The sequence below is a fragment of the Pedococcus sp. P2_E5 genome (genome assembly GCF_056403895.1).
The window spans coordinates 1-25,642 of the sequence record NZ_JBFUEP010000020.1; the positions used below are offsets into that span (position 1 = coordinate 1).

Below are 25,642 nucleotides of genomic sequence, written 5' to 3' on the forward strand. Positions count from 1 at the left end.
GGACAGGGCGTCGAGCACCTCGTCGAGGTCGCCGTCGTCGGCAGCGRCACGGACGCGTTCCACGAGGGCGCCGCCGGCACGGACGAGGACGTGGATACCGCCGACCGACACAGTGGACCAACCCGGCTCGTCGGGCAGCTCGATGGGGACTGCCGTCATCCGTGTCCGCCCGCCGCTCCCGCGCTGCCGCGGGGAGCGGTGTCGACGTCGTCGAGGTCCTCGTCGCCGGAGTCGAGCGCGACCACGACGACCGACACGTTGTCGCGGCCGCCGGACTCGACGCCCGCGGCGACGAGGGCTTCGGCGCAGGCCTGCGGGTCGTCGTGCTCGGCGACGATCTGGCGGATGCGGTCCGTGCTCAGCTCGTTGGACAGGCCGTCGGAACAGATGACGAAGCGTTCACCCGCGTGCGGCGGGAAGACCCAGATGTCAGGCGTCGGCAGTGCCTCGGACCCCATGGAACGCGTGACGACGTTGCGCAGCGGGTGCCGCGCCGACTCCTCCTCGGTGATCAGCCCGGCGTCGATGAGCTCGCGGACCTCGGAGTGGTCCACGGTCACGAGCCGGAGCTGGCCGTCGAGGAAGCGGTAGACCCGGGAGTCGCCGACGTTGAAGACTGCCCAGTGGTCGGAGCCACCGGCCCTGACGACGGCCAGGCCCGCCGCCGTGGTGCCCATGCCGGTCTGCTCGGGGTGCTGGGCCACCGACTCGAGGATGCGACGGTTGGCCAGGGCCAGGGCTGCGACGAGGTCCTCGCGGCGCAGGGTCGGCGCCGCGGCGAGCTCACCCAGGGTGGCGGTCACGATGCCACTGGCGATCTCACCGGCGGCGTGTCCGCCCATGCCGTCCGCGACCACGAAGATCGTGCGGTCGGCCAGGAGGCTGTCCTCGTTGTGATGTCGCACGCGTCCGACGTCCGTGGCCGCACCGGCCCGGACGGTCAGGCCACCGCCCGGAGGCGCCGCGGGCGTGGTCACCGGGTGATCCGGACGGTCTGCATGAGCTCCTGCAGGGACTCGTACTCGACGTCCACCTGTTCGCCGCCGACCGACCCGGTCACCTGCAGCAGGTCGACGACCTGCCCCCGCCGGGCCCCGGCGAACAGGTGCGCCTGCACCACGTCACCGACCGCCTTGTCGGTCCACGAGACGTTGACCCCGACGAACGGCACGGACTCGATCTCGAGGGTGAAGGGCGCGTCCATCTCGCCATCGGTGCGCTCCCCGACGTAGGCCTTGAGCTCCGCGAGCGCCCGACCGATGGTGAAGTCGCCCGAGCGGGTGAAGCCACGGACCACGACGTTGGGGGCGAAGCGGCCGCCGGTGTCGCTGCGGCGGGCGGCGAGCAGGGTGCCTGGCACGCGCACGGGGGACCAGCCCTCGGGGATGTCGACGGTGACCGACGGCGGGCCGGGGAACTGCTCGCTGGGGTACTTCAGGGTGGGCATCGGGACCTTTCGGGGAACCTCACGACAACCGGGGGTTGCACCGACGAAGGCTAGGCCGGATGGTGACCGCGACCAATGGGGAGCACTCCCCTACGCCCACCCCGCCAACCCCCTGGCCGGCACAGTCAGGGCAACACTCCCACAGGTGGGCAAACGGGCGAAACCCCACCTCTGCGGATCAATCCGCCACCTCGTGGAGGAGCGCACCACACCACTCCACGACTTCTGGCCACCCATGCGCCTGCCAGGGTCCCGCATGGCCTCCCAGTGGGCCACCGGTGGCCAGGAGTGCGGCCTACTGCGACTCGGGCTGCTGCGCCCACCACTCGCGCAGCTCCTGCTCGGCGGCCTCGCGGCCGATCATCCCCCGGTCGAGACGCACCTCGAGCAGGTGGGCGTAGGCCCGGCCGAGGACGGGGCCCGGCTTGATGTCCAGGACCGCCGCGATCTCGTTGCCGTCGAGCTCGGGCCGCACCTTGGCCAGCTCCTCGGCCTCCATCAGCGCCTCGATGCGGACCTCGAGGGCGTCGTAGGTCTGCGAGAGCCGCGCCGCCTTGCGCGCGTTGCGGGTCGTCGAGTCGGATCGGGTGAGCCGGTGGAGGCGCTGGAGCAGCGGCCCGGCGTCGGTGACGTAGCGACGGACGGCCGAGTCGGTCCAGGCGCCGTCGCCGTAGCCGTGGAACCGCAGGTGCAGCTCGACGAGGCGCGACACCGCCTTGACGGTGTCCTTGTCGTAGCGCAGGGCCTTGAGCCGCTTGCCGGTGAGCTTGGCGCCGACCACCTCGTGGTGGTGGAACGAGACCCCGCCACCGGCCTCGAACCTGCGGGTCGCCGGCTTGCCGATGTCGTGCAGCAGGGCGGCCAGGCGCAGCACCAGGTCGGGTCCGGGCACCGAGGACTCCGGCCCGTCGGGTGGTCCCTCGAGCGCGATCGCCTGGTCGAGGACGGTCAGGGAGTGCTCGTAGACGTCCTTGTGGCGGTGGTGCTCGTCGACCTCGAGCTTGAGCGCCGGGAGCTCGGGCAGCACGTGGTCGGCCAGGCCGCTCTCGACCAGGAGCCGCAGTCCAGCCCGCGGCGACGGAGCGAGCAGCAGCTTGCTCAGCTCGTCGCGGACCCGCTCGGCCGACACGATCTCGATCGATCCTGCCATCGCGGTCATGGCCTCGCGCACCTCCGGGGCGACGTCGACGCCGAGCTGCGCCGCGAACCGGCAGGCCCGCATCATCCGCAGGGGGTCGTCGCCGAACGACACCTCGGGCGGCCCCGGCGTGCGCAGGCGACGCGCCGCGAGGTCGGCCAACCCGGCATACGGATCGACGAACTCCATCGAGGGGAGCCGCATCGCCATCGCGTTGACGGTGAAGTCGCGCCGCACGAGGTCGTCCTCGAGGTTGTCGCCGAAGGCGACGACGGGCTTGCGGGTCTGGCCGTCGTAGGCGTCCGCCCGGTAGCTCGTCACCTCGACCGTGTGCTCGCCGTGACGCGCTCCGATGGTGCCGAACTCGCGTCCGATGTCCCAGTGGGCATCGGCCCAGGGCTTGAGGATCGCCAGGGTCTGGTCGGGTGTGGCGCTGGTCGTGAAGTCCAGGTCCGGCGAGAGGCGGCCGAGGAAGGCGTCGCGCACCGGGCCCCCGACCAGGGCCAGCTCGTGACCCTGCGCCACGAACAGGTCACCGAGCTCGGTCAGCAGCGGCACCACCGGCGCGAGGTGGGCGGCGGCCCGGCGCATGAGCTCGGGGAGCAGCGGCGCCCGGGTCTCGGAGGTAGGGCCGGTCTGCGGCTCGCGGGGATCGGCGGTGGACACGGAGAACAAGGGTAGGCGCTCGTTAGAGTGGCACGGTGACCTCCCCCGCTCGCGACCCCGAGAGGCTGGTGCCCCACCGGCCCCGGCTGCCCGCGGTCGAGGAGCGCTCCGCAGGCGGGATCGTCGTCGACGTGCACGAGGGCGTCGCCCGGATCGCCGTCATCGCGCGGCGCAACCGGGCCGGCCGCATCGAGTGGTGCCTGCCCAAGGGGCACCTCGAGAACGACGAGACCCTCCAGCAGGCCGCCGCGCGCGAGGTCGAGGAGGAGACCGGCATCGAGGGCCGGGTCCTCACCGAGCTCGGCACCATCGACTACTGGTTCGCGACCGACCAGCGCCGGATCCACAAGTTCGTCCACCACTACCTCCTCGAAGCCACCGGCGGTCACCTCACCATCGAGAACGACCCTGACCACGAGGCCATCGACGTCGCCTGGCTGCCCCTGCGCGAGGCCCACGAGCACCTCACCTTCCCGAACGAGCGACGCATCGCGAGGCAGGCCTGGGCGCGTCTGGCCGGAGACGGGTGATGCACCGCGCATCCGTATGCCGCGTGCTCGCCGCGGCCGCGCTCGCGCTGCCCGCGTGGGCGGCCGGGTCGGGGCCGGCGTCGGCCGCGGGCGTCGACCTCGCCCTGTCGGCCGTGACACCCGCCGTCGTGATGGCCGGCCAGGACCTCGTCGTCACCGGCACGGTGCACAACGACGGCACCGGGCCGCTGAACCGGCCGACCGTGGCCGTCGTCATGCCCACCGCCGAGACCGCCCTCAGGTCGACCCGCGAAGCGGTCCAGAGCTGGGCGACGGCGACCGGCCCGGCAGAAGGCACGGTCGTCGGCCAGACCCGGCTCGCGGGGGCCGTCCCGCCGGGCGGCACGGCGTCGTTCTCGATCAGGGTGCCGAGACTGGCCTCGCTGGGAGGTGCGGCCTACGGCGCCATCCCGCTCAGCATCCAGACCGGCACGTCCAGCGTGCGGACCTTCGCCGGCTACCAGCGGACCAAGCAGTACGAACCGATGTCGATCAGCTGGGCCGTGCCGCTCACCCTCGACCCCGACCCGAACCTGTTCGGCGGCCGGGGCACGAGCCGCGAGACCGCCTGGGGCGAGGCCCTGGCAGAGGGCTCCCGGGTGAACCGGGTCCTCGACGCCACCCAGGACGCGCCGGTGACCTGGGCCATCGACCCGACCCTCCTGCCCGGCCTGCTGCCCGAGGGCGTCGACCTCGGTGACGGTTCCACCCAGGGTGACCAGGAGACGGCGGTGCGCGCCGCGACCCAGGCCCGCATCACCGACGCGGCCACGCGGCATACCCCGTGGGTGTTGCCCGACACCGACGCAGACCTCGCGGCAGTCGCCGGGGCCAGCACGGGCCAGTCCCTGATGCGCACCCTGGTGGGGCGCTCGCAGGCCGTGGCCGAGAAGGTCGGTGGGCGCGCGGACGTGGCGTGGCCGGCCGACGGCGGCTACACCGCGACCCGCGAGACGGCCCTGCGCAGGCTCTTCCGCGTGCCCGCGCTCGCCGGGCAGGTCACCTCCGCCGCGGTGCTCGGCACCCCGGGGGCCGCCACGACCCCGGGGTCGGCGCAACGCAGCACGACCGGGCTGCCGCTGCTGGCCTACGACGACGCCTTGAGCACGCTGTTGCGGCGGACCACCTCGGCCCCCGAAGGGGTCCTGAGCACCCAGCAGTTCGTCGCCGACTCGGTGGCGCTCCTCAACGAGCTCCCCGGCACGCAGGGGCGCAGCGTCTTCGTGGCGGCGCCCCGCTCCTTCAACCCCGACCCGACGGCCGCCCGGGCCTTCTTCGCCGCAGCGGGCAGCATCCCGTGGCTCACCCCGACCACGACCGACGCCGTGCTGGCCAGGGCAAGGCGGGCGGTGGGCACGGCCGCCGCCCCGGTGACCCGTCCCACGGTCGCGCCCAGCGGCGGGCGGGCAGTCCTCACCACTGCCCGGATCCGGCAGCTGGAGCAGACCGTGCGCACCGTCCGTGGGGTCGCCCAGATCCGCGACGACGGCGACGAGTTCCTGCGCACCTGGACCCGGGCCGCCGAACAGCTCGCCTCCACCCGCTGGCGCGCCGCCCCCACCGCCTGGGACACCCTGAGCGGCCGCGTCACCGAGGCCGCCAGGCAGACGACCACGTCGGTGAAGGTGTCGGCCAGCACGATCAACTTCCTCGCCGACTCCGGTCGCCTGCAGATCACCGTGACGAACGACCTGGCCGTGCCGGTCGAGAACGTCAAGCTCACGGTGGAGGCGTCCAACCCACGCCTGCGCATCGACAGCCAGCCGCCCATCCTGCGGATCGGCCCCAAGAGCAGGGCGACCGTGTCGGTGAGCGTCACGGCCCTCGCCGCCGGCTCGGTGCCGCTGCGGACCACGCTGACCACGCCGGACGGCACGGTCATCGGACAGGGCGCCGACGTGCAGGTCCGCGTCACGCCCACGGGCAACTGGGTCTACTGGGGGCTCGCCGGCGTGGGCGGCCTCATCCTGTTGGTCGGTATCGTGCGCACGGTCCGACGTCGCCCCGGCGCCCGGCTCCCCCGAGAGGCCATCCCCCCCATGACCACCACGGCATGAGCGACGCCACCACCGGAAGCGAGCGCAGCCTTGCCCGGTCCAGCGCCGTCATGGCCGCTGGCACGGTCGCCTCACGGCTGCTCGGGTTCGCGCGGGCCTCGATGCTCGCGGCGACCGTGGGCATCGCCCTGGCCGCCGACACCTTCCAGGTCGCCAACACCCTGCCCAACCAGTTCTACCTGCTGCTGGCCGGCGGGGTCCTGAACGCCGTCCTGGTTCCCCAGATCACGAAGGCCGCGAGCCACGACGACGGCGGTCACGAGTTCGTCAACCGGCTGCTCACCCTCTCGATCGCCCTGCTGCTCGGCGCCACCGTGATCGTCACGGCGGCCGCGCCACTGCTCGTCCGGCTGTTCTCCAACCGCTGGGACGACACGACCCTGGGGCTGGCCACCGCGTTCGCCTTCATCTGCCTTCCCCAGGTCTTCTTCTACGGCATCTACACCCTGTTCGGACAGGTGCTCAACGCGCGAGGTCAGTTCGCGGCATACATGTGGGCGCCTGCCCTGGCCAACGTGGTCGCCATCGGCGGCCTGCTCTGGTTCGGCGCGGCCTACGGCAAGGACATCCGCGTCGAGAACTGGTCGGGCACGATGGTCTGGCTGCTGGCGGGCACCGCGACCCTCGGCGTCGCCGCCCAGGCCCTGGCGCTGTGGTTCCCGCTGCACCGCAGCGGCTTCCGCTACCGGCCTGTGTGGGGCTTTCGCGGGGTCGGGCTGCGGTCGGCCTCCAAGGTCGCGCTGTGGACCTTCGCGGCCGTGGCCGTCAGCCAGCTCGGGTTCATCGTCACCTCGAAGGTCATGACCCGGGCCGGTGACCTGCTCGACGAGCGCGGCCAGGTCGGCGCGGGGGTCACGGCCTACGGACTGGCCTTCCTGCTGTTCATGCTCCCCCACTCCCTCATCACGGTGTCGCTTGTGACCGCCCTGTTCACCCGGCTCTCGCAGGCCGCACACCGCGATGACACGGTCGAGGTGGTCGCCGACCTCGGCCGGGGCATCCGGATGCCCGCGGTACTCCTTGTCCCGGGCACCTTCCTCGCCCTCGTCCTCGGCGCCCAGGCCGTCCGCGTCGCCTTCCCCGGCAACGACCACGCCGAGAGCCTGGCGATCGCGCACGTGATGATGGCGATGATGCTGGGACTGGTGCCGTTCGGCTGGCTGTACCTCGTCCAACGCGTGTTCTACGCCTACGAGGACGCCAGGACCCCGTTCCTGCTGCAGGTGGTCGTGACCGTCGTCGCCACCGCGGTGAATGTCACGGCCCTCACCGTGGATCCGGGCCGGGCCGGGATCGTCGTCGGCATCGGCCAGACGCTGAGCAACCTCGCCGCGGCGCTGCTGGGGTTCCTGCTGCTGCGCAGGCGGCTGGGCCAGCTCCGGCTCGGATCGAGCATCCGCACCTACGTCAGGCTCGCGCTGGCCGCGATGATCGCCGCCGCGGCCACAGCCTTCATGCTCGTCGGCCTCGAGGGTTTCGGCATCGACGGCGAACGCTGGTCCGGGGCCCTGGCCGAGATGGTGCTGGGTGGCATGGTGTTCCTCGTCCTGTGCTTCGGGACCGCCCACCTCCTGCGCGTCGAGGAGGTCGGCCAGCTGTTCGACCCCGTGGTGCGGCGTCTGCGGCGCCGCCCCTCCTGACCGGGCACGCCCTAGGATGAGCCCGCACCGTGCTGGTGCAACAGGGGCGACGCGTCCATCGACCGTAGGAGGCAGCGTGCACGGGGTAGGCCCATCGACGGTGCTGGGCGGCCGGTATGCCGTGCAGCGTCGGCTCGAGCAGCTGCCGAAGGCCGAACGCTGGTCGGCCCACGACACGACGCTCGAGCGCGACGTCGTCATCGTGTGCTTCTCGGAGCACGAGACGCACGCCGATGCCACCCTCGATGCCGCCCGTCGCGTCGCCGGCCTCGACAACCACCGCCTCGTCCGCGTGCTCGACGTCGGCCGGTCCGACGGCATCGCGTTCTTCGTCGAGGAAGCCATCCACGACGCCCACTCCCTCGCCCAGATCCTCGAGCAGGGCGGACTGCCCGCCGAAGAGGTCCGCCGCATCGTCGGCGAGACCGCCACGGGCCTCGAAGCGGCCCGCGGCCGGGGACTGCACCACCTGCGCCTCACCCCGCACTCGATCCTGCGCGCCCACGACGGCACCATCAAGGTGCGAGGGGTGGCCACCCTCGCGGCGATGGCCACCGAGGACGACCTCGACGCCACGCAGGCGGCTCGCCTCGACGCCGTGGGCGTCGTGGCCCTCACGTATGCCGCGTTGACCAGCCGGTGGCCGCTGCCCGGTTCGGTGGCCGGCCTGGAGTCCGCGCCGCACGTCGTCGGCGGCGTTCCCGCGCCGTCCGAGATCGCGGCCGGTGTCCCCGGGGACCTCGACGCCCTGTGCCGCCTCACCCTCAACGAGGACCAGGGCCCGCTCACGCCCGGCGACTTCGCCTCCCAGATCGCACCCTGGGCCATGGCGCAGGTCAGTGGCCTCGGCGGGACGACGCCGGTCGACGACGGCACGACCCGGACCATTCCGCTGGCCATGGACCAGCTGCGTGCGGAGCTCGCCGCGGTGCCCACACCCCCTGTACCCCCGCCTCCCGTGCCCCCGACGGGCCAGGACGAACCGGCGGACGCACCGGATGCGCCGGCAGACCCCCAGGACACACCCGACGAGCACCCCTCGACCGGTGCGGACGTGGCCACGGCGCTGCTCCCGGCCGCCGGTGGTCCTCGGGCCGCAGGTGGCGCCAGCCCGGCGACGAGCCCGACCACCACGCGGTTCGACCCGGCTCCCGCAGCCTCGCCCGCAGAGGGATCTGCCGACCCTGGTGAGCCGGGCGCCGGTGCTGCGGCAGCCGCCCAGGCCGCGGCGGCCGCGAGCGCGGTGGGATCCGCCCTCGGCACCGCCGGTCAGGCGGCCGGTCAGGCGGCCGGCGCCGCCGCCCACAAGGTGGGCAGCTTCGCCCGTGCCGCGGCGGACAAGGCCGCCGAGCGGCGGGCGCAGCGCCAGGCTGCCGAGGAGCGGGCCGAACAACGCCGGATCTCCCTCGACCAGGCCCTGGTCGAGGGCCAGGAGCCACTGGGCCCTCCCCTGCCCATGCTCCCGGCCGACACCGGCGCGGCACCCACCCGCGACCAGTCCAAGTTCGTCCTGGCCGTCGTGGCGGCGTTCCTCATCGTGGCCATCGTGGTCGGCTTCTACGGAGCGTCGAAGATCGGCTCCAACACCGACCTCGGTCTCGGCAACCCCCCCACGCCGAAGGGCACCGTCAAGGTGACGGCGCCTGCCGTGACCGTCACCCCGACCCAGCCGGACGACACCGGGAACCAGTCCTTCGCCGTCCTCAGCGCCACCGGTTTCGACCCCGAGGGCGACGGTGCGGAGCGCAACGGCGAGGCCGCCCGGGTGTTCGACGGCAAGGACAACACCTTCTGGAGCTCCGAGGGCTACGCGTCGGCCAACCTCGGTGGCCTCAAGAAGGGCGTCGGCGTGCGGCTCGACCTGGGCCAGAACCGCGAGGTGTCGACGGTCAAGCTGGTCCTGCCCAACGCCTCCGACGTGACCGTCTACGTCGGCGACGACCGCGACAGCCTGGGCGCTGCGCAGCAGGTCGGCTCCTCGAAGGGCAAGGAGGGCGCCATCACCCTGACCGCCCCCGCCCCCGTCAAGGGCCAGTTCGTGTTCGTCTGGTTCACCAGCGTGACGCAGGTCAGCGACGGGCGTTTCCGCGCCACGCTGGCCGAGGTCACGGTCAGCTGACCCGGAAGGTCGGCAGGCCGGCATACCCATGAGCACCCTCCCGCTGCGCGAGCGTGACGACCGCGACCTGCTCCGCGCCCACATCGCGGGCGATCCCGACGCCTTCGGCGAGCTGTTCCGCAGGCACCGAGACCGGATGTGGGCGGTCGCGCTGCGGACGACGCGCAACCGCGAACTGGCCTCGGACTGCGTGCAGGACGCCTTCATCTCGGCGTTCCGGCGGGCCGAGTCCTACCGGGGCGACGCGGCCGTGACGACCTGGCTGCACCGCATCGTCGTCAACGCCTGCCTCGACCGGCTGCGGCGCGACAAGCCGACCAGCCAGCTGCCCGAGTACGAGCTGTCCGACAAGCGCGACGCGCAGGCCTCGGTCGACACCAGGCTCGACGTGCGGGAGGCCCTCGACCGGCTGCCGGAAGGCCAGCGGATGGCGCTCATCCTCGTCGACATGCACGGCCTGTCCGTGGCCGAGGCCGCTGCGGTCCTGGAGGTCGCCGAGGGCACCGTGAAGTCGCGCTGCAGCCGCGGCCGTGACGCCATGGCGGAGCTGCTCAGGGAACCATCGGGGCAGCCGTGACGTCGTACACATGTCGCCCCTGCCGTGTGTCCACCGGCATTCGCGCGTCCCGAAAGCTGGTCCCCGACGTCTGGAGGTTCTCGTGGTGAGCACCCCACCCGTGCCCCCCGCAGACAAGGGCGCCCCCGAGCACGACCCCACCGGCATCCGCGAGCTGCTCTCGGCCCTGCCGGACCCCGGCCCCATGCCTGCCGACCTCGTCTCCCGGATCAACGCCTCGATCGCCGCCGAGCAGTCCGCTCGCGAGGGCGCCGCCGTCCTGCCCCTGCGACCGCGCCGCTGGGGCTGGCAGCACGTGGGAGTCGCCGCCGCTGCGGCCGCGATCCTCGGCTTCGGCCTCCCCGCCCTGCTCACCGGCACCGGGCCCGGCGACGTGATGGCCTCCCTGAGCGGCGGATCCGCCGCAGACAGCGCCAGCGGTGCGGCGGCCAGTCGCGAGAGCGGGTCGGACACGAACTCGGGGGCAGGCGTGGCGCCACGCACCCAGCCGTCCACCAACGCCGACCAGCGGGCCAGCGGGTCGCTCGGCCAGGTGTCGCTGGCGGCCAGCGGCACGGCATACACCGCGGCAGCGCTGGCCACCCAGGCGCGCTCCGTGCCCCACAGCGCCGGCGACAGCGCCGCTGCCCCCAAGGCGAGCCGCGGGGCCGCCGACACCGAGAGCGGACTGCGCGCCTGCCTCACCGCGATCGGCGTGCAGGCCTGGATGCCCGTCCGGGGCGACCTCGCGACCCTCGACGGCGCCCCTGCGGTGGTCGCCGTGGTGAGCAGCGACACCGGACAGACCGTGTATGCCGTGTCCCCGGCCTGCGACGCCACGCACCCCCTCGTGCTGGCCGGCCCCGTCGCCGTCCCCTGAGCGTGCGTGCAGCACCTCACGGCGCGTCGTGGCACACCGCACCGGTGGGGAACATCGAGGGCCTACGATCGGTTGCAGACACAGGCACCGTATGTAGCGGTGCACCGCCTTCTCGACCACAAGGGGCTGTAACCGCGTGAGCACCTCCGCACCTGCCGACATCCGCAGTCTGATCATCATCGGCTCCGGTCCAGCGGGCTACACCGCCGCCGTCTACGCGGCCCGGGCCAACCTCAAGCCGTTGCTGTTCGAGGGTGCCGTCACCGCTGGTGGCGCGCTGATGAACACCACCGAGGTCGAGAACTTCCCCGGCTTCCGCGAGGGCATCATGGGCCCTGACCTGATGGAGAACATGCGGGCCCAGGCCGAGCGGTTCGGCGCCGAGATCATCACCGACGACGTCGAGTCGGTCGACCTCGAGGGTGAGGTCAAGACGGTCGTCGACGCCGAGGGCAACACCTACCGTGCGCACGCCGTGATCCTCGCGATGGGTTCGGCCTACCGCGAGCTCGGGCTGCCCGACGAGAAGCGCCTCTCCGGCCACGGGGTCTCGTGGTGTGCGACCTGTGACGGTTTCTTCTTCCGTGACCAGGACATCGCCGTCGTGGGCGGTGGGGACTCGGCCGTCGAGGAGGCGACCTTCCTCACCAAGTTCGCCCGCTCGGTGACGATCGTGCACCGCCGCGACGAACTGCGGGCCTCCAAGATCATGGCCGAGCGCGCCCTGTCCAACGACAAGATCAGGTTCGCCTGGAACTCCGCCGTCGAGGAGATCCACGGCGACGCCAAGCTGACCGGCATCACGCTGCGCGACACCGAGACCGGTGAGACCCGCGAACTCCCCGTCACGGGCCTGTTCGTCGCGATCGGGCACGACCCCCGCAACGAGCTGGTCAAGGGCGTCGTCGAGCTCGACGACGAGGGCTACGTCCTCGTCCAGGGCCGGACCACGCTCACCAACCTGCCCGGCGTCTTCGCCTCGGGTGACCTGGTCGACCACACCTACCGCCAGGCCATCACCGCGGCCGGCTCAGGGTGTGCCGCGGCACTCGATGCCGAGCGCTACCTCGCCGACCGCGAGCACGCGGGCGCGCCCGCCAAAGAGGACGCCCTGACCCACTGACCTGCTGCTCCGCCTGTCAGACCCCGCTGGGATCCTGACACCCAGACCCAGCCACACGGCATACCCCCGCCCCACACCTGTCCAGCCCCAACCGCAGCACCACCGAAAGGAGCCCCCGAGTGGGAGCCATCAAGGACACCACGGACGCCACCTTCGAGGTCGACGTCCTCCAGAACGACAAGCCGGTCCTGGTGGACTTCTGGGCGCCCTGGTGCGGCCCGTGCCGCGCCGTCGCCCCGGTCCTCGAGGAGCTGGCGATCGCTCACGCCGACAAGATCGACATCGTCAAGCTCAACACCGACGAGAACCTCGCGGTGAGCAGCCGCTACGGCATCACCGGCATCCCGACCCTCAACGTCTACGTCGGCGGCGAGGTCGTCAAGACGCTCGTGGGTGCGATGCCGAAGCCCAAGCTGGTGCGCGAGCTCGCCGACTACCTCGGCTGAGCGACGCCGTGACCGTATGCCGGTCGCGCCCCGGTGTGGGCGCGGCCGGCATCGTCGTCTCGGGCTCGCGAGGGCGCCGACGTCGGTGCCCGAGCCGCTCAGCCGGCCGCATCCGGGCCGGGTGGTGTGCTCGGAAGCCGGGTTGGTCCACAGCCCGTTTCTGACTTAGGCTCAGTCGGCGGCGCAGATGGTCCCTGAKCCACCGACACCTCGCTGACCTGCACAAACGCCAGCTGTTTCCGGTTCGACGAACCGGCTGCCACACCCGGATTGCCGTCCCGGACCAGTCCGCGAACCAGTCGAAGCACCAGAGGAGGCCGAGTGTCCGACAGCAAGAGCGGCCTGCTCGGCCTCGGCAGCCACGGGCCGGCCGTCGTCGACGTACGAGCCCGGCTGGCGGCCCTCCCGCTCGACCAGCTGCCCGAGCCTCCCCACCTGGGTGCCCCCGGGGGCGAGGCCGATGCCGGCATGGACGCCGGCGACCGGGGCGACTTCGACCCTGCCCTGTTCGACGCGTCCCTCGAGCGCGCGGTGCGGGCCTTCCAGCAGCACAAGGGCCTGATCGTCGACGGGGTCGTCGGGGTCGAGACGTTCACGGCCATCGACGGCGCCCGCTGGGCCCTCGGCGACCGGATCCTCATGCACACGCCCGGCCACCTCCTGCGCGGCGAGGACGTCGTGACGCTGCAGGAGCGGCTCAACACGCTCGGCTTCGCGGCCGGCCGCGTCGACGGCCGGTTCGGGCCGGAGACGGAACGGGCGGTACGCAGCTTCCAGCGTGCCTACGGGCTCTCGGGTGACGGGTCGGTCGGTCCCGACACCCTGCGGGCCTTCAAGGACCTGCGTCGCTCGGTGTCCGGTGGCTCGGCCAACGTGCTCCGCGAGCAGGAGCTGGTCCGCCGCTCCGGGCACAGCCTGAGCGGTCGCACCGTCGTGCTCGACCCGGGCCACGGTGGCACCAACAAGGGCGCGGTGGCCCACGGGCTGGTCGAGTCCGAGCTGGTCATGGACCTCGCCCGGCGGATCGAGGGTCGGCTGACTGCCATCGGCGTCTCGGTCGTCTACACCCGCACCGAGCACACCTGCCCCACCGAGGACGAGCGGGCGGCGCTGGCCAACGACGCCGGCGCAGACCTCGTGCTCTCGCTGCACTGCGACTCCCACGACGCTGCCGGGGCCAGCGGCGTCGCCACCTTCTTCTTCGGCCGCGACCGCAAGACGTCGTGGTCGGCGGTCGGGGAGCACCTCGCCGACCTCGTGCTGCGCGAGGTCGTGGCCCGCACCGGCCTGGAGAACTGCCGCTCGCACGGCCGCTCCTGGGCCCTCCTCCAGCAGACCCGGATGCCCGCCGTGCGCATCGAGGCGGGCTACCTGTCGCACCCCAGCGACGCCGCACGCCTGACCGACCCGGCGTTCCGCGACACCCTCGCCGAGGCCGTGCTGGTCAGCCTGCAGCGGCTCTACCTGGGCGATGACGACACGGCCACCACCGGTGTCCTGCGGCTCGGCGACCTGCGCGCCTACCTCGCTTCGCACAGCTGAGCCACGCGGCGAATCAGTTACTCCCCCAACGCAATTCGCCTGCCCTGCGGTTTCCCCAACCTCTGCTAGCAGACCTTGGCTCGCTCAGCAGAGGTTGCACCGTCTGCTGAGCGAGCCAACCTGTGCTGAGTCGCGTGCTGAGCTCAGGCCCGGCGATCGAGGCCGAGCATGTCGACGATCCGGTTGAGGTCCTCGACCGAGGCGAACTCCACCGTCAGCTTGCCCTTGCGCTGACCCAGGGCGATGTTCACCCGGGTGTCGAACCGGTCGGACAGCCGGGCCGCCAGGTCGTCGAGCTGGGGGTGCCGGTTGCCGGCGCGCGGGCGACGCGGCTTGGCCACGTCGTCCGGGCCGCCCACCGCGACGATCTCCTCGACGTTACGGACACTCAGGCCCTCCGCCACGATCCGTTGCGCGACGCGCTCCATCGCGGCACCGTCGGGCAGGGACAGCAGGGCCCGCGCGTGGCCGGCCGACAGCACGCCGGCGGCGACGCGGCGAGCCACGAGCGGTGGAAGCTTGAGCAGCCGCAGTGTGTTGGAGATCTGCGGCCGTGACCGGCCGATCCGGGAGGCGAGCTCGTCGTGGGTGCAGCCGAAGTCCTCGAGCAGCTGCTGGTATGCCGCGGCCTCCTCGAGGGCGTTCAGCTGACTGCGGTGGAGGTTCTCCAGGAGGGCATCCCGCAGGAGGTCGTCGTCCTCGGTCTCCTTCACGATCGCGGGCACCGTGGCGCGACCGGCCTCCTGGGAGGCGCGCCAGCGGCGCTCACCCATGATGAGTTCGTAGAGGACGCCCTCGGGGGCATTGTCGAGCTGGTCAGGCCCCTGACCTGCGGGAATGGGCCTGATGACGATGGGCTGGAGCACGCCGATCTCGCTGATGGAGTGCACCAGCTCGGCCATGTCGTCCTCGTCGAACACCGACCGGGGCTGGCGCGGGTTGGGGCGGATCTGCTCGACGGGAATCTCGCCGTAGGAGACTCCCGGCACCGGCGCCAGGCCGTGCGGGTTGTCCGTCGCTGCCGAGTCCTCCGAGCCGCTCGCGTGACCGGAGCTGCTGGCACCATCGGTGCCGTTCTGCCCGGTGCCCGAGGCGACGTCTGAGTCGGTCGCAGACACCCCGTCCTCACGGCCCCTCGCGTCGGTGGTCGGCTCCATCGTGGTGGTGGCCGTTCCGCCCCCTTTAGCGGCGTCGGCGGCCCCGTCACGCCCGGCCGGTGACCCACCGGCATACGCGGTCGCGCCGGGGCGCTGGTCCGGGAAGAAGACGTCCACGGGACGGCCGTTGGGGGAGGTCGGTGCGTTGGGGATGAGGGCTCCCAGGCCCCGGCCGAGTGCGCGGCGCTTCTCGCTCATGGTGTCTTCTCTCAGTTCTGCGTGGACGCGGTCGAGTGGTCGGCGGTGGCGGCGCCGCGATCGGCAAGCTCGGCAGCGGCACCGAGGTAGGACAGTGCGCCGCTGGAGTTCGGGTCGTAGGTCATCACGGTCTGGCCGTGACTGGGCGCCTCGGAGATCCGCACGGAGCGCGGCACCGTGTTGCGCAGGACCTGCTCCGGGAAGTGGTTGCGCACCTCGTCGGCCACTTGGGCCGACAGGCGGGTCCGTCCGTCGTACATGGTCAGCAGGATGGTCGACACGTGCAACGTCGGGTTGAGGTGGTTGCGGATCAGCTCGATGTTCTTGAGGAGCTGCGACAGGCCCTCGAGCGCGTAGTACTCGCACTGGATCGGGATGAAGACCTCCTGGGCAGCGACGAACGCGTTGACCGTCAGCAGTCCCAGGCTCGGGGGGCAGTCGATCAGGACGTAGTCGGGGGCCGGGTGCTCACTGGTGGGCGCCTCCTGCAGGTACGCCGAGATCGCCTTCTGCAGGCGGGTCTCCCGAGCCACCAGCGAGACGAGTTCGATCTCGGCTCCGGCGAGGTCGATCGTGGCCGGAGCACACCACAGTCCCGGGATGTCGGGGCACTCCTGGACGACGTCCACCATCGGCGTCCCCTCGACGAGCACGTCGTAGATGCTGGGCACCTCCGCGTGGTGGTCGATGCCGAGGGCCGTGCTCGCATTGCCCTGGGGGTCGATGTCGATGACCAGCACGGTTAACCCTGCCTGAGCCAGCGCGGCGGCCACATTCACGGTGGTCGTCGTCTTGCCGACGCCGCCCTTCTGGTTGGCCACGGTGAGCACGCGCGTCGCCGGCGGCTTCGGGAAGACGCGACCCGTGAGGGCAATCCGCTTGCGTGCATCAGCCGCGACGGCCTGGGCCAGTGGGGTGTCCCGGTCGGCGGTCGGCAGCGAGGAGACCAGCTCGTCGCGCTCGTCCGTTTCACGTGAAACGACGGCGGCCAAGGCCTCCTCCGCGGCCGCGGCGTCGGCCAGGTGCATGGCCGGACGGGCGGGTTCTGGCTGGGCGCCCACCGGCTCGGCGCCCACCGGCTCGGTCTCGCCCTGTGTGAGCTCGTCGGTTTCACGTGAAACAGCGGCTGTGTCGTCAGCCGCTTCAATAGTGCCGGTCACGGCCGCGTCCCCTGTCATGAGCGTCGTACCGTTCACTGACGGCTTGTCCTCGTCCTGCGCCGTGGTGGCCGTGGTCGAGGAGAACTGTTCGGTTTCACGTGAAACAGACTGGCTGGGCGACGTCCCGTCACCGGTCGGCCATCCGAGAGCACTGCTGGGCCGGCCCAGCCGTTGTGGCCACCCGAGTCCCCTGGTCAGTTGCAGCGTTGCCGTGCTCACGCAGTCTCCTCGTTGGCCATGGGCATCATCCAACCCTAGTTCGCGCGGGTGTCACAACGCGGGAGGCGGCGCCCTGTGGACACGCTCCGATCAGGACCGGTTCTTGCCTCGTCGCGCAGCAGCGCGCTTGGCCGCCGGGCGAGCGCCCACCGTGATCTGCAGCGTGGTGGTGGCGACGGGGAGCAGCTCCGCTCCGTAGACCACGACCTGCGCCGAGGTCATCCCCAACCTGCGCAGGACCTTCTCCTCGGTGGCCAGCTCCTGGGCGGCTGATTCGCCCTTGAGGGCGACGAGCGTGCCGCCGTCGGCGAGGAGGGGAAACGTCCACCGGGCGAGCTTGTCGATGCGGGCGACCGCTCGTGCGGTGGCATAGGGCGCCGTCAGTACGCCGTCGAACTCCTCGGCCCGTCCCCGGTGGACCGTGCAGTTGGCGAGGCCGAGCTCGGCGACCGTGGTCGAGAGCCAGGTGGTCCGTCGCAACATCGGCTCGACCAGGTGCAGGTGCAGGTCCGGCCGCACGATCGCCAGCGCCAGGCCCGGCAGCCCTGCGCCCGAACCCACGTCAACGACGGCCGCCCCCACAGGGAACGCCTCGTGCGCCACCGCACAGTTCAGAATGTGCCGGTCCCACAGAATGGGAACCTCACGCGGACCGATCAGGCCGTGGGACACCCCGGTGTCAGCCAGGATCGCGGCGAACCGCTCGGCCTGGGCGAGGTGCGGGCCGAAGACCTCAGCGGCCGAGAGCGGAGCTGGGGGCGCGGCCGGGCCGGTGGACGACGCGACGGGCGCGGTCCCGGTCTCCCCGGTCCCGCGCCCGTCGTCAGTGCGTTCGTGCGGCGTCATGCGCTCTGTTTCACGTGAAACACGGCCGTCTGTGGCTCGATCACGCCGGCAGGACGACGACGAAGCGCCGAGGCTCGACGCCATCGGACTCGGACGTGAGACCGGCAGCGATCACCTCGTCGTGCACGACCTTGCGCTCGAAGGCCGTCATGGGCTCGAGGGAGGCCTGCTCGCCCGTCGCCTTGACCTGCTCGATGACGCCGCGCGCCACCTCGACCAGCGCTGCCCGACGTTCGGCCCGGTGGCCGGCCACGTCCAGCATCAGTCGGCTGCGTTCTCCGGTGGCCGCCTGGACGGCCAGCCGGGTGAGCTCCTGGAGGGCGTCGAGCACCTTGCCGTCCTGGCCGACCAGGCGCCGCGGCACCCGGCCCTCGTCGGAGTCGACGATGGACACGGCGGCGCGGTCGCCGTCAACGTCGACGTCGATGTCGCCGTCGAGGTCGGCGATGTCGAGCAGCGTCTCCAGGAAGTCCGCAGCCACCTCGCCCTCACGCTCGAGGTCGGCCACCTTGGCGGGGCGACGCCGAAGCGACCCCTGCTCGTGGCCAGCCGTCCCGTGGTCGGCCACCGCGTCGTCAGATGCCGCGTCGTCCGCGAGGTCCGCTGCGTCTTCGTCGTCGCCCGAGGTGGCAATGGACACGTCGGCCGCACGGCCAACGGAGTCACTCGCCTCGGAGCCGCCCGCCTCGGAACCACTGTCCGCGGCGTGAGTGCTCTGGTCGCTGCCCTGGTCAAGGCCCGCGTCGGTGGACGGCTCAGTGGTCTGGGTGTCGTCCACGACGGTGTTGTTGTGCTCGGTCATGGTGGTCACTCTCAGTTGTCGGTCTGGGGCTTGGGGTCTGTGGGGGAACCGGGCGCCGACTTCTTGGCCGGGCCTGCAGCGCCCTTCTTCTTCTTGTTCCGCGTCGGCTGCACGCGCTGGCCGCTCGCCTTGGGCGCCTCGGTGTCGTCCACCTTGTCGAGCCCCTTGACGGTGAACTCCTCGACTGGCTTGCCCTTCTTGCGGCGCCGGTCCTGCATGGCCTTCTCGGCCAGGGACCCCGGGGCGGGCATCTTGCGGATCACGTAGAACTGCTGGCACATCGACCACACGTTGGTCGTCAGCCAGTAGAGCAGGACACCGATCGGGAAGTTGACACCGGAGATGGCGAAGAAGATCGGCATCAGGTAGAGCAGCATCTTCTGCTGCTTGGCGAACGGGTTGTCCAGGGCCGAGGCCGGCATGTTCTTCATCATCAGCTGGCGCTGGGTGGTGAACGTGCTGGCAGACATCGCGATGATGAGCACGACCGTCACGATCTGGACGGTCAGGTTGTCGGCACCGATGAACCTGTCGGACAGCTGGGCACCGAAGAAGGTGGACTTCTCCGCCTCGGCCGCGAGCTTGGCGCTGATGGGGCCGATCGGCCGGTTCTCGCCCGTGGCGATCTTCTGGAGCCCGTTGAGCACGCGGAACAGGCCGAAGAAGAACGGCGACTGCAGCAGGATCGGCAGGCACGAGCTGAACGGGTTGGTGCCCGTGCGCTTGTAGAGGTCCATCGTCTCCTGCGTCATCGCCTGACGGGAGTCGGGGTCCTTCTTGTCCTTGTACTTCGCCTGGATCTTCTGCATCTCGGGCTGGATGAGCTGCATCCGCCGCGAGGCATGGATCTGCTTGACGAACAGCGGGATCATCGCGGCCCGCATCACCACCACGAGGCCGACGATGGACAAGGTCCATGCGAGGCCCGAGTCGGACGGGATGCCGATGGTCGTGAACAGGGTGTGCCAACCCCACAGGATCCACGACACGATCCACTCGAACGGGTAGATCAGGTCACTGAAGCTCATGTCGTCCTCAATCTGGTGGTGGGCCGTCGAGGTGACGGTTCACCGGTGGTTCCGGCCGCGCAGTGGGTATGCCGCGTGGCCGGCAGGTCTGGTGCCTGCCGCTAGGCGGCGTGGGCGGGTGGTGCTGGGGTCTGGCTCGCCGGGTCTGCTGCGGGGTTGCCGGCGGGGGTCGAGTTCTTGGCAGGAACGTGGTCGACCCCACCTGCTGCCCAGGGGTGGCACCTAGCCAACCGCTTGGCGGCCAGCCAGGTTCCCTTGACCGGGCCGAAGCGCCGGATCGCGGTGAGCGCGTAGGCCGAGCAGGAGGGGTAGTACCGACAGGTGGGGGGCGTCAGGGGTGAGATGAAGCGCTGGTAGAACAGCAACAGCCCGATCAGGGGCGCCGCGGTGACCCGTTTGACCGTCGTCACGTGCGCACCGCCCCGAGCTTTGCGGTCACCCGAGCGAGGAGACTGTCCAACTCAGCACCGAGTGACGACGAATTCGCCTGTGCCGCAACGGGATTCGCGCGGATGACCATGTCGACACCCGTCGGGAGCGAGTTCACCCGAGCAGCCATCAGCGCGCGCAGCCTGCGCTTGGTGCGGTTGCGGACCACCGCTCCACCCACGGCTTTGGAGACAACAAAACCGACCCGCGGCGGTTGTCCCGCACGCGCGTCGGCCTGGTTGGCGTGGACCACGATCAGCGTGGAGCCAGCTCGGGCTCCCCCGGGCCCCCGAAAGGTGGCCGCGAAGTCCGAACTCGCACGGAGCCGGTGCCCCGCGGGCAGCACGGGGTCGGCCTCAGGCGGAGAGCTCGGTGCGGCCCTTGGCGCGGCGGGCCGACAGGATGGCGCGACCCGCACGGGTCCGCATACGCAGGCGGAAGCCGTGGGTCTTGGCCCGACGACGGTTGTTCGGCTGGAAAGTACGCTTGCTCACGAGGATCTCCGTTACTGATCAGGCCCGGGTGGCCTGCTGAGTGCATGGGCGGCTTGGTGGTCGGCCGCAATCGACAGAGCCGTTGAACAGATGCCGCGCCAATCCTTGGGGGCTGGCACCAGGGAAGGCACCGACGATCCAGGGCGTCACGGGCATGCGAAAACGGCCGACAGGCCGGTTCCAAGGTACGCGAGCGCCCACCGCAGGGTCAAACCAGCGCCGGCCACGCGGCATACCGCGGGCCTCGGCTGGGCTGGTGAAGCCTTAATAGCACCCACTCTGGAGCATTTCAGCCCAGACACGCCGGGCTGCAGGGATCAATTTCCCCGGACGGGGCCCAATTTCCGTCGTTTCGGTTGCCGCGCTGCGTCGCTGTTGTTACCGTCCCTCCTCGTCCCATCCCTTGCCCACAGGTTGTGGATAACTATGTGGATAAGGCACAGTGTCGATCAGGCACAGGGGGTGGACCAGGCACCATGACCCTGCGACAGGGCAGCAGCACAACAGTCGAAAGGGATGTGGGACCGGTGAGTGACACAGATCTGGACTTCACGCAGATCTGGCAGAACACCATCGCCACCCTCGACGCCGACGGCCTCCCCGCCCGCGAACGCGCGTTCCTGACGCTGGCTCGCCTGGCCGGCCTGCTCGACGGAACCGCCCTGGTCAAGGTGCCGAACGAGTACACCAAGGACGTCGTCGAGCAGCGGGTCCGCGACGCCGTGACCCAGGCGCTGTCCTCCCAGCTCGGCGAACAGGTGCAGCTGGCCGTCACGGTCGACACCTCGCTGGACGAGTCGCACCACGGCGAGGACACGACGGGCTACGTCGAGGAGCCCCTCGTCGCACCACAGGGCCAGCAGCACGGGCAGTTCAGCCTGCAGCAGGTCCAGGGGCAGGGGCAGGCGACCGTCCACCACTCCCCGGTGGACAACGTCTATGCCCTGACCCCGGCCGCGGAGCCGCAGCGCCGTCCGCGCGACGAGGTCCTCAGCGTCACCGACGAGTCGGCGACCCGGCTCAACCCGAAGTACACCTTCGACACCTTCGTCATCGGCGCGAGCAACCGGTTCGCCCACGCGGCCGCCGTCGCAGTGGCCGAGGCGCCGGCCAAGGCCTACAACCCGCTGTTCGTCTACGGCGAGTCCGGACTGGGCAAGACCCACCTGCTGCACGCGATCGGGCACTACGCGCGCAACCTCTACCCGCACGTCAAGGTGCGCTACGTGAACTCCGAGGAGTTCACCAACGACTTCATCAACAGCATCCGCGACGACAAGGCCAGCAACTTCCAGCGCCGCTACCGCGATGTCGACGTGCTCCTCATCGACGACATCCAGTTCCTGCAGGGCAAGGTGCAGACGCAGGAAGAGTTCTTCCACACCTTCAACACGCTGCACAACGCCAACAAGCAGGTCGTCATCACCAGCGACCTGCCGCCCAAGCTGCTGTCCGGCTTCGAGGAACGCATGCGCAGCCGGTTCGAGTGGGGCCTGCTGACCGACGTCCAGCCCCCCGACCTCGAGACCCGCATCGCGATCCTGCGCAAGAAGGCCATCCAGGAACGCATGAGCGCGCCCGACGACGTGCTCGAGTTCATCGCGAGCCGCATCTCGACGAACATCCGCGAGCTCGAGGGCGCCCTGATCCGCGTCACCGCCTTCGCCAGCCTCAACCGGCAGAGCGTCGACATGGGCCTGGCCGAGATCGTCCTCAAGGACCTGATCCCCAACGAGCAGGGCTCCCAGATCACCAGTGCGACGATCATGGCCCAGACCGCGGCCTACTTCGGGCTGACCATCGAGGACCTCTGCGGCACGTCCCGCTCGCGCGTCCTGGTGACGGCGCGCCAGATCGCGATGTACCTGTGCCGCGAGCTGACAGACCTGTCCCTGCCCAAGATCGGCCAGCAGTTCGGCGGGCGCGACCACACGACCGTCATGCACGCCGACAAGAAGATCCGCCAGCTGATGGCCGAACGCCGCGCGATCTACAACCAGGTCACCGAGCTCACCAACCGGATCAAGCAGCAGTCCCGCTGAGCCGTTCCACCGCACGTACAGCCCCACGTTCCGCCCCACGCTCTGGGCCCCCACACCTCGTCCACACCGGCGGATCGACCTTCCCCACCCGTGAACCGGTTGTCCACAGCCTTGTGCACAGGTGTGGGGGCCTGTTCACCTCCGCGACACCTCCCCCGCCTGCGTGCTCGGCTGAGCACGAATCCGTGCGTCCCAATCCGACATATCCGGAACCCGACCCATGGTCCACACCTGTGGACAACTCTGTGGGTATGTGTGCTGCCCCCACCGCCATCCACCAAACGGATGATTTCTGTTCTCCTGGCGTTTGCCCTCGGATCCACCCCTGTGGACAACCGGTGGACAACCCGTGCACGACCAGGGCGCAACTGGGGACAACAGGGGTATGCCGTGTGGAGACCGTGTGGGCGCCGCCGGCGCCTCCACAGGACGACCCAGGTTGGGCACTCGGTTGTCCACCCGGCATCCACACCGGACGCGCCGCGCTGACCTGCGGCGATGTCGGTCGTCCACAGGATCCACACCCCCTATGACAACGACTACCCATCTCCCATCAGCATCCAGCCCCGAGTACCAATCCTGACCCAGCCCACCCCCAGGCCCCACGACTGTGCCCACCCAAACGACAGGGACAAACAGCTGGGACGGATTGYCCCATCCGGGTTGGCCGAGTGCACCGTGAGCACTAGGGTCAGTGCGCAATCACATTTGTGAAGTCACATTCTTGAAGTTCGGCGGCGGGGCCGCGTGCGAAAGGGCAGGTAGTCACGGTGAAGTTTCGGGTCGAACGTGAGGTCCTCGCCGACGCCGTGACCTGGGTGGCCCGTGGCCTCCCAGCCCGCCCCCCGGTGCCGGTCCTCGCCGGTGTGCTCATCGAGGCGAACGACGAGGGCACCCTGACCCTGTCGGCGTTCGACTACGAGGTCTCCGCCAAGATCACCGTCGCGGCCGAGGTCGCCGAAGGTGGCACGGTGCTCGTCCTGGGCCGGCTGCTCGCCGACATCTCCCGCAACCTGCCCGGCAAGCCGGTCGACATCGCCACCGAGGGCAACAAGGTCTCCGTGGTCTGCGGCTCGTCGCGCTTCAGCCTGATGCAGATGCCGGCCGACGACTACCCGACGCTGCCGACCTCCCCCACAGTGAGCGGCACCATCGCCGGCGACGTCTTCACCCAGGCGGTGGCCCAGGTCGCGATCGCGGCCGACCGCGGCGACACCCTGCCGATCCTCACCGGCGTCCGCGTCGAGATCGAGGGCGAGAAGATGACGCTCCTCGCGACCGACCGCTACCGGTTGGCCATGCGCGAGCTGACCTGGAACCCCGGGGCCACCGACGCGAGCCACCTGGCCCTCGTCCCGGCGCGCACCCTGTCCGAGACGGCCAAGGCGCTCGGCGCCTCTGGGTCGATCGAGGTCGCCCTCGGGTCCTCGGCCGGTGGCGACGGGCTGGTCGGCTTCGAGGCCGGTCAGCGCCGCACCACCACGCGCCTGCTCGACGGCGAGTACCCCAAGGTCACCTCGATCTTCCCCACGACGGTCGACACCGAGGCCGTCCTCAAGACCTCCGAGCTCATCGAGGCCGTGAAGCGCGTCGCCCTCGTGGCAGAGCGCAACACCCCGGTGCGACTGAAGTTCTCCGACGGACAGGTGGCCATCGAGGCCGGCACCGGCGACGACGCCCAGGCGTCCGAAGCCGTCGAGTCGACCCTCACCGGACCCGAGATCGAGATCGCGTTCAACCCGCAGTTCCTGCTCGACGGGCTCGGCGCGGTCGGCACCGACTACTCGCGGTTCTCGTTCACGCAGCCGTCGCGCCCGGCGGTGCTGTCCGGTCAGGACGAGCTGGACGGCGAGGCCGACAGCTCCTACCGCTACGTCCTGATGCCCGTTCGCTTCGCGAGCTGACCGCACCCGGGCGTAGCCTGAGCACGCGCACAGCGAGGTATGCCGCGAAGCCAGCTCTGCGGCATACCGCACCACCCACACGAACGGGAGTCGTCACATGCAGCTCGGTCTGATCGGTCTCGGCAAAATGGGCGGCAACATGCGCGAGCGGATCCGCCGCGCCGGCCATGAGGTGGTCGGCTTCGACCGCAACCCCGCGGTGGCGGACGTCAAGACCCTGGCAGCACTGGTGAAGGCGCTCGACGCCCCGCGGACGGTGTGGGTGATGGTCCCGGCGGGCGCGCCCACGACCGAGACGGTGGCCCAGCTGGCCAAGCTGCTCGACAAGGGCGACATGGTCATCGACGGCGGCAACAGCCGGTTCACCGATGACTTCGAGAACGAGAAGCTCTTGAAGGCCAAGGGCATCGGCTACCTCGACTGCGGGGTGAGCGGCGGCATCTGGGGCCTGGAGAACGGCTACGGCCTCATGGTCGGTGGCTCGGCGGCCAACGTGCGCAAGGCGATGCCGATCTTCGACGCGCTGCGGCCCGAGGGTCCGCGCGAGGAGGGCTTCGTCCACGCCGGCAAGGTCGGCGCCGGGCACTACACGAAGATGGTCCACAACGGCATCGAGTACGGCCTGATGGCGGCCTACGCCGAGGGCTACGAGCTGCTCGAGGCCAAGGACATCGTCACCGACGTCCCGGGCGCCTTCAAGGCGTGGACCCGTGGCACGGTCGTCCGCTCCTGGTTGCTCGACCTGCTGGTCGACGCCCTCGAGAAGAACCCGCACCTCGAGGACGTCTCGGGCTACACCGTCGACTCGGGCGAGGGTCGGTGGACCGTCGAGGAGGCGATCGCCAACTCGGTGCCGATGCCGGTCATCTCGGCGTCGCTGTTCTCCCGGTTCGCCTCGCGCCAGCAGGAGTCCCCGACCATGCAGGCTGTGGCGGCTCTGCGCGGCGGGTTCGGTGGACACCAGGTGATGTCGGTCGCCGAGGGTGAGAAGCTCCGCGCAGACGGTGCTCCGAAGCACGAGTCGGCGGTGGCGGCCAAGGCCGCCACGAAGGAGAAGCCCACCAAGAGCCCGGCCAAGGCTGCCGCCAAGGGACGCAAGGCGGCCACGGCCGGCCCGTCCTCGGGCACCGGCTCGACACGTTCTGGGTCTGGGCGGTCGGCGTCGGCGAGCAAGCGCGCAGCGCGATGAGCCTGCAGCGCGACGAGCACTCCTGACCGC

Annotated in this window: 23 protein-coding genes; 12 read left to right on the top strand and 11 right to left on the bottom strand. The window is 70.8% G+C overall.

The annotated features are described in order from the left end of the window. Positions 1-155: 155 nt before the first annotated feature. The 3 genes from AC1DVZ_RS08450 to AC1DVZ_RS08460 form a co-directional block, all read right to left on the bottom strand. The gene (locus AC1DVZ_RS08450; RefSeq protein ID WP_477617743.1) at positions 156-977 is read right to left on the bottom strand and encodes a PP2C family protein-serine/threonine phosphatase; all 822 of its coding nucleotides are present in this window, start codon (positions 975-977) and stop codon (positions 156-158) included. Beyond that, entirely contained in the window at positions 974-1,447 is a 474-nt protein-coding gene (locus tag AC1DVZ_RS08455) for a hypothetical protein (protein ID WP_477617744.1), read from the bottom strand. Before AC1DVZ_RS08455 ends, AC1DVZ_RS08450 begins: the two co-directional genes overlap by 4 nt. Positions 1,448-1,742: 295 nt before the next feature. Beyond that, entirely contained in the window at positions 1,743-3,176 is a 1,434-nt protein-coding gene (locus AC1DVZ_RS08460; protein ID WP_477617798.1) for a CCA tRNA nucleotidyltransferase, read from the bottom strand. Positions 3,177-3,286: 110 nt separating this feature from the next. On the opposite strand from AC1DVZ_RS08460, the gene AC1DVZ_RS08465 reads away from it, so the two are divergent. The 9 genes from AC1DVZ_RS08465 to AC1DVZ_RS08505 all read left to right on the top strand — a co-directional run bounded on the left by AC1DVZ_RS08465 (position 3,287) and on the right by AC1DVZ_RS08505 (position 14,144). Continuing rightward, on the top strand, positions 3,287-3,781 hold the full coding sequence (locus AC1DVZ_RS08465) for an NUDIX hydrolase (RefSeq protein WP_477617745.1): 495 nt from the start codon (positions 3,287-3,289) through the stop codon (positions 3,779-3,781). Continuing rightward, the gene (locus tag AC1DVZ_RS08470) at positions 3,781-5,838 is read left to right on the top strand and encodes a DUF6049 family protein (protein ID WP_477617746.1); all 2,058 of its coding nucleotides are present in this window, start codon (positions 3,781-3,783) and stop codon (positions 5,836-5,838) included. Before AC1DVZ_RS08465 ends, AC1DVZ_RS08470 begins: the two co-directional genes overlap by 1 nt. Continuing rightward, complete coding sequence (gene murJ, locus AC1DVZ_RS08475; RefSeq protein WP_477617747.1) at positions 5,835-7,478, top strand: murein biosynthesis integral membrane protein MurJ; 1,644 nt, start codon at positions 5,835-5,837, stop codon at positions 7,476-7,478. Before AC1DVZ_RS08470 ends, murJ begins: the two co-directional genes overlap by 4 nt. 76 nt (positions 7,479-7,554) lie before the next feature. Further along, a complete protein-coding gene (locus AC1DVZ_RS08480; RefSeq protein WP_477617748.1) occupies positions 7,555-9,597 on the top strand; it encodes a protein kinase family protein in 2,043 nt (680 codons plus the stop codon). A 28-nt stretch (positions 9,598-9,625) separates the two neighbouring features. After that, positions 9,626-10,174: an RNA polymerase sigma factor SigM gene (sigM, locus tag AC1DVZ_RS08485; RefSeq protein ID WP_477617749.1), complete on the top strand. Its 549-nt coding sequence runs from the start codon at positions 9,626-9,628 to the stop codon at positions 10,172-10,174. Positions 10,175-10,259: 85 nt separating this feature from the next. Then, complete coding sequence (locus tag AC1DVZ_RS08490) at positions 10,260-11,033, top strand: hypothetical protein (RefSeq protein ID WP_477617750.1); 774 nt, start codon at positions 10,260-10,262, stop codon at positions 11,031-11,033. 136 nt (positions 11,034-11,169) lie between these two features. Continuing rightward, a complete protein-coding gene (gene trxB, locus AC1DVZ_RS08495; protein WP_477617751.1) occupies positions 11,170-12,156 on the top strand; it encodes a thioredoxin-disulfide reductase in 987 nt (328 codons plus the stop codon). 119 nt (positions 12,157-12,275) lie between these two features. After that, positions 12,276-12,602, top strand: a complete 327-nt coding sequence (gene trxA, locus AC1DVZ_RS08500; RefSeq protein ID WP_477614208.1) for a thioredoxin — start codon at positions 12,276-12,278, stop codon at positions 12,600-12,602. Positions 12,603-12,923: 321 nt separating this feature from the next. After that, positions 12,924-14,144, top strand: a complete 1,221-nt coding sequence (locus AC1DVZ_RS08505; RefSeq protein WP_477617752.1) for an N-acetylmuramoyl-L-alanine amidase — start codon at positions 12,924-12,926, stop codon at positions 14,142-14,144. Positions 14,145-14,287: 143 nt separating this feature from the next. On the opposite strand, the gene AC1DVZ_RS08510 is transcribed toward AC1DVZ_RS08505, so the two are convergent. The 8 genes from AC1DVZ_RS08510 to rpmH all read right to left on the bottom strand — a co-directional run bounded on the left by AC1DVZ_RS08510 (position 14,288) and on the right by rpmH (position 20,477). Next, a complete protein-coding gene (locus AC1DVZ_RS08510; RefSeq protein WP_477617753.1) occupies positions 14,288-15,499 on the bottom strand; it encodes a ParB/RepB/Spo0J family partition protein in 1,212 nt (403 codons plus the stop codon). An 11-nt stretch (positions 15,500-15,510) separates the two neighbouring features. Continuing rightward, positions 15,511-16,659, bottom strand: a complete 1,149-nt coding sequence (locus AC1DVZ_RS08515) for a ParA family protein (RefSeq protein WP_477617754.1) — start codon at positions 16,657-16,659, stop codon at positions 15,511-15,513. Positions 16,660-16,968: 309 nt separating this feature from the next. Next, the gene (gene rsmG / locus AC1DVZ_RS08520) at positions 16,969-17,724 is read right to left on the bottom strand and encodes a 16S rRNA (guanine(527)-N(7))-methyltransferase RsmG (protein ID WP_477617755.1); all 756 of its coding nucleotides are present in this window, start codon (positions 17,722-17,724) and stop codon (positions 16,969-16,971) included. A 40-nt stretch (positions 17,725-17,764) separates the two neighbouring features. Further along, positions 17,765-18,292 (bottom strand): Jag family protein, encoded by a 528-nt coding sequence (locus AC1DVZ_RS08525; protein WP_477617799.1) that lies wholly within the window; start codon positions 18,290-18,292, stop codon positions 17,765-17,767. A gap of 245 nt (positions 18,293-18,537) precedes the next feature. Beyond that, positions 18,538-19,554 carry a membrane protein insertase YidC gene (gene yidC, locus AC1DVZ_RS08530; RefSeq protein WP_477617756.1) on the bottom strand — a complete coding sequence of 339 codons (1,017 nt, stop codon included), beginning with the start codon at positions 19,552-19,554 and terminating at the stop codon, positions 18,538-18,540. 101 nt (positions 19,555-19,655) lie between these two features. Further along, the gene (gene yidD, locus AC1DVZ_RS08535) at positions 19,656-19,964 is read right to left on the bottom strand and encodes a membrane protein insertion efficiency factor YidD (RefSeq protein ID WP_477617757.1); all 309 of its coding nucleotides are present in this window, start codon (positions 19,962-19,964) and stop codon (positions 19,656-19,658) included. Continuing rightward, entirely contained in the window at positions 19,961-20,401 is a 441-nt protein-coding gene (gene rnpA / locus AC1DVZ_RS08540) for a ribonuclease P protein component (protein WP_477617758.1), read from the bottom strand. The genes yidD and rnpA overlap by 4 nt, the downstream gene beginning before the upstream one ends. Beyond that, positions 20,340-20,477 (bottom strand): 50S ribosomal protein L34, encoded by a 138-nt coding sequence (gene rpmH / locus AC1DVZ_RS08545; protein WP_140739978.1) that lies wholly within the window; start codon positions 20,475-20,477, stop codon positions 20,340-20,342. The genes rnpA and rpmH overlap by 62 nt, the downstream gene beginning before the upstream one ends. 527 nt (positions 20,478-21,004) lie before the next feature. Here rpmH and dnaA point away from each other — a divergent pair. The 3 genes from dnaA to gnd all read left to right on the top strand — a co-directional run bounded on the left by dnaA (position 21,005) and on the right by gnd (position 25,612). Continuing rightward, positions 21,005-22,519, top strand: a complete 1,515-nt coding sequence (gene dnaA, locus AC1DVZ_RS08550) for a chromosomal replication initiator protein DnaA (RefSeq protein WP_477617759.1) — start codon at positions 21,005-21,007, stop codon at positions 22,517-22,519. A 770-nt stretch (positions 22,520-23,289) separates the two neighbouring features. After that, the gene (gene dnaN, locus AC1DVZ_RS08555; RefSeq protein WP_477617760.1) at positions 23,290-24,423 is read left to right on the top strand and encodes a DNA polymerase III subunit beta; all 1,134 of its coding nucleotides are present in this window, start codon (positions 23,290-23,292) and stop codon (positions 24,421-24,423) included. A 97-nt stretch (positions 24,424-24,520) separates the two neighbouring features. Then, complete coding sequence (gene gnd / locus AC1DVZ_RS08560) at positions 24,521-25,612, top strand: phosphogluconate dehydrogenase (NAD(+)-dependent, decarboxylating) (protein WP_477617761.1); 1,092 nt, start codon at positions 24,521-24,523, stop codon at positions 25,610-25,612. Positions 25,613-25,642 lie beyond the last annotated feature (30 nt).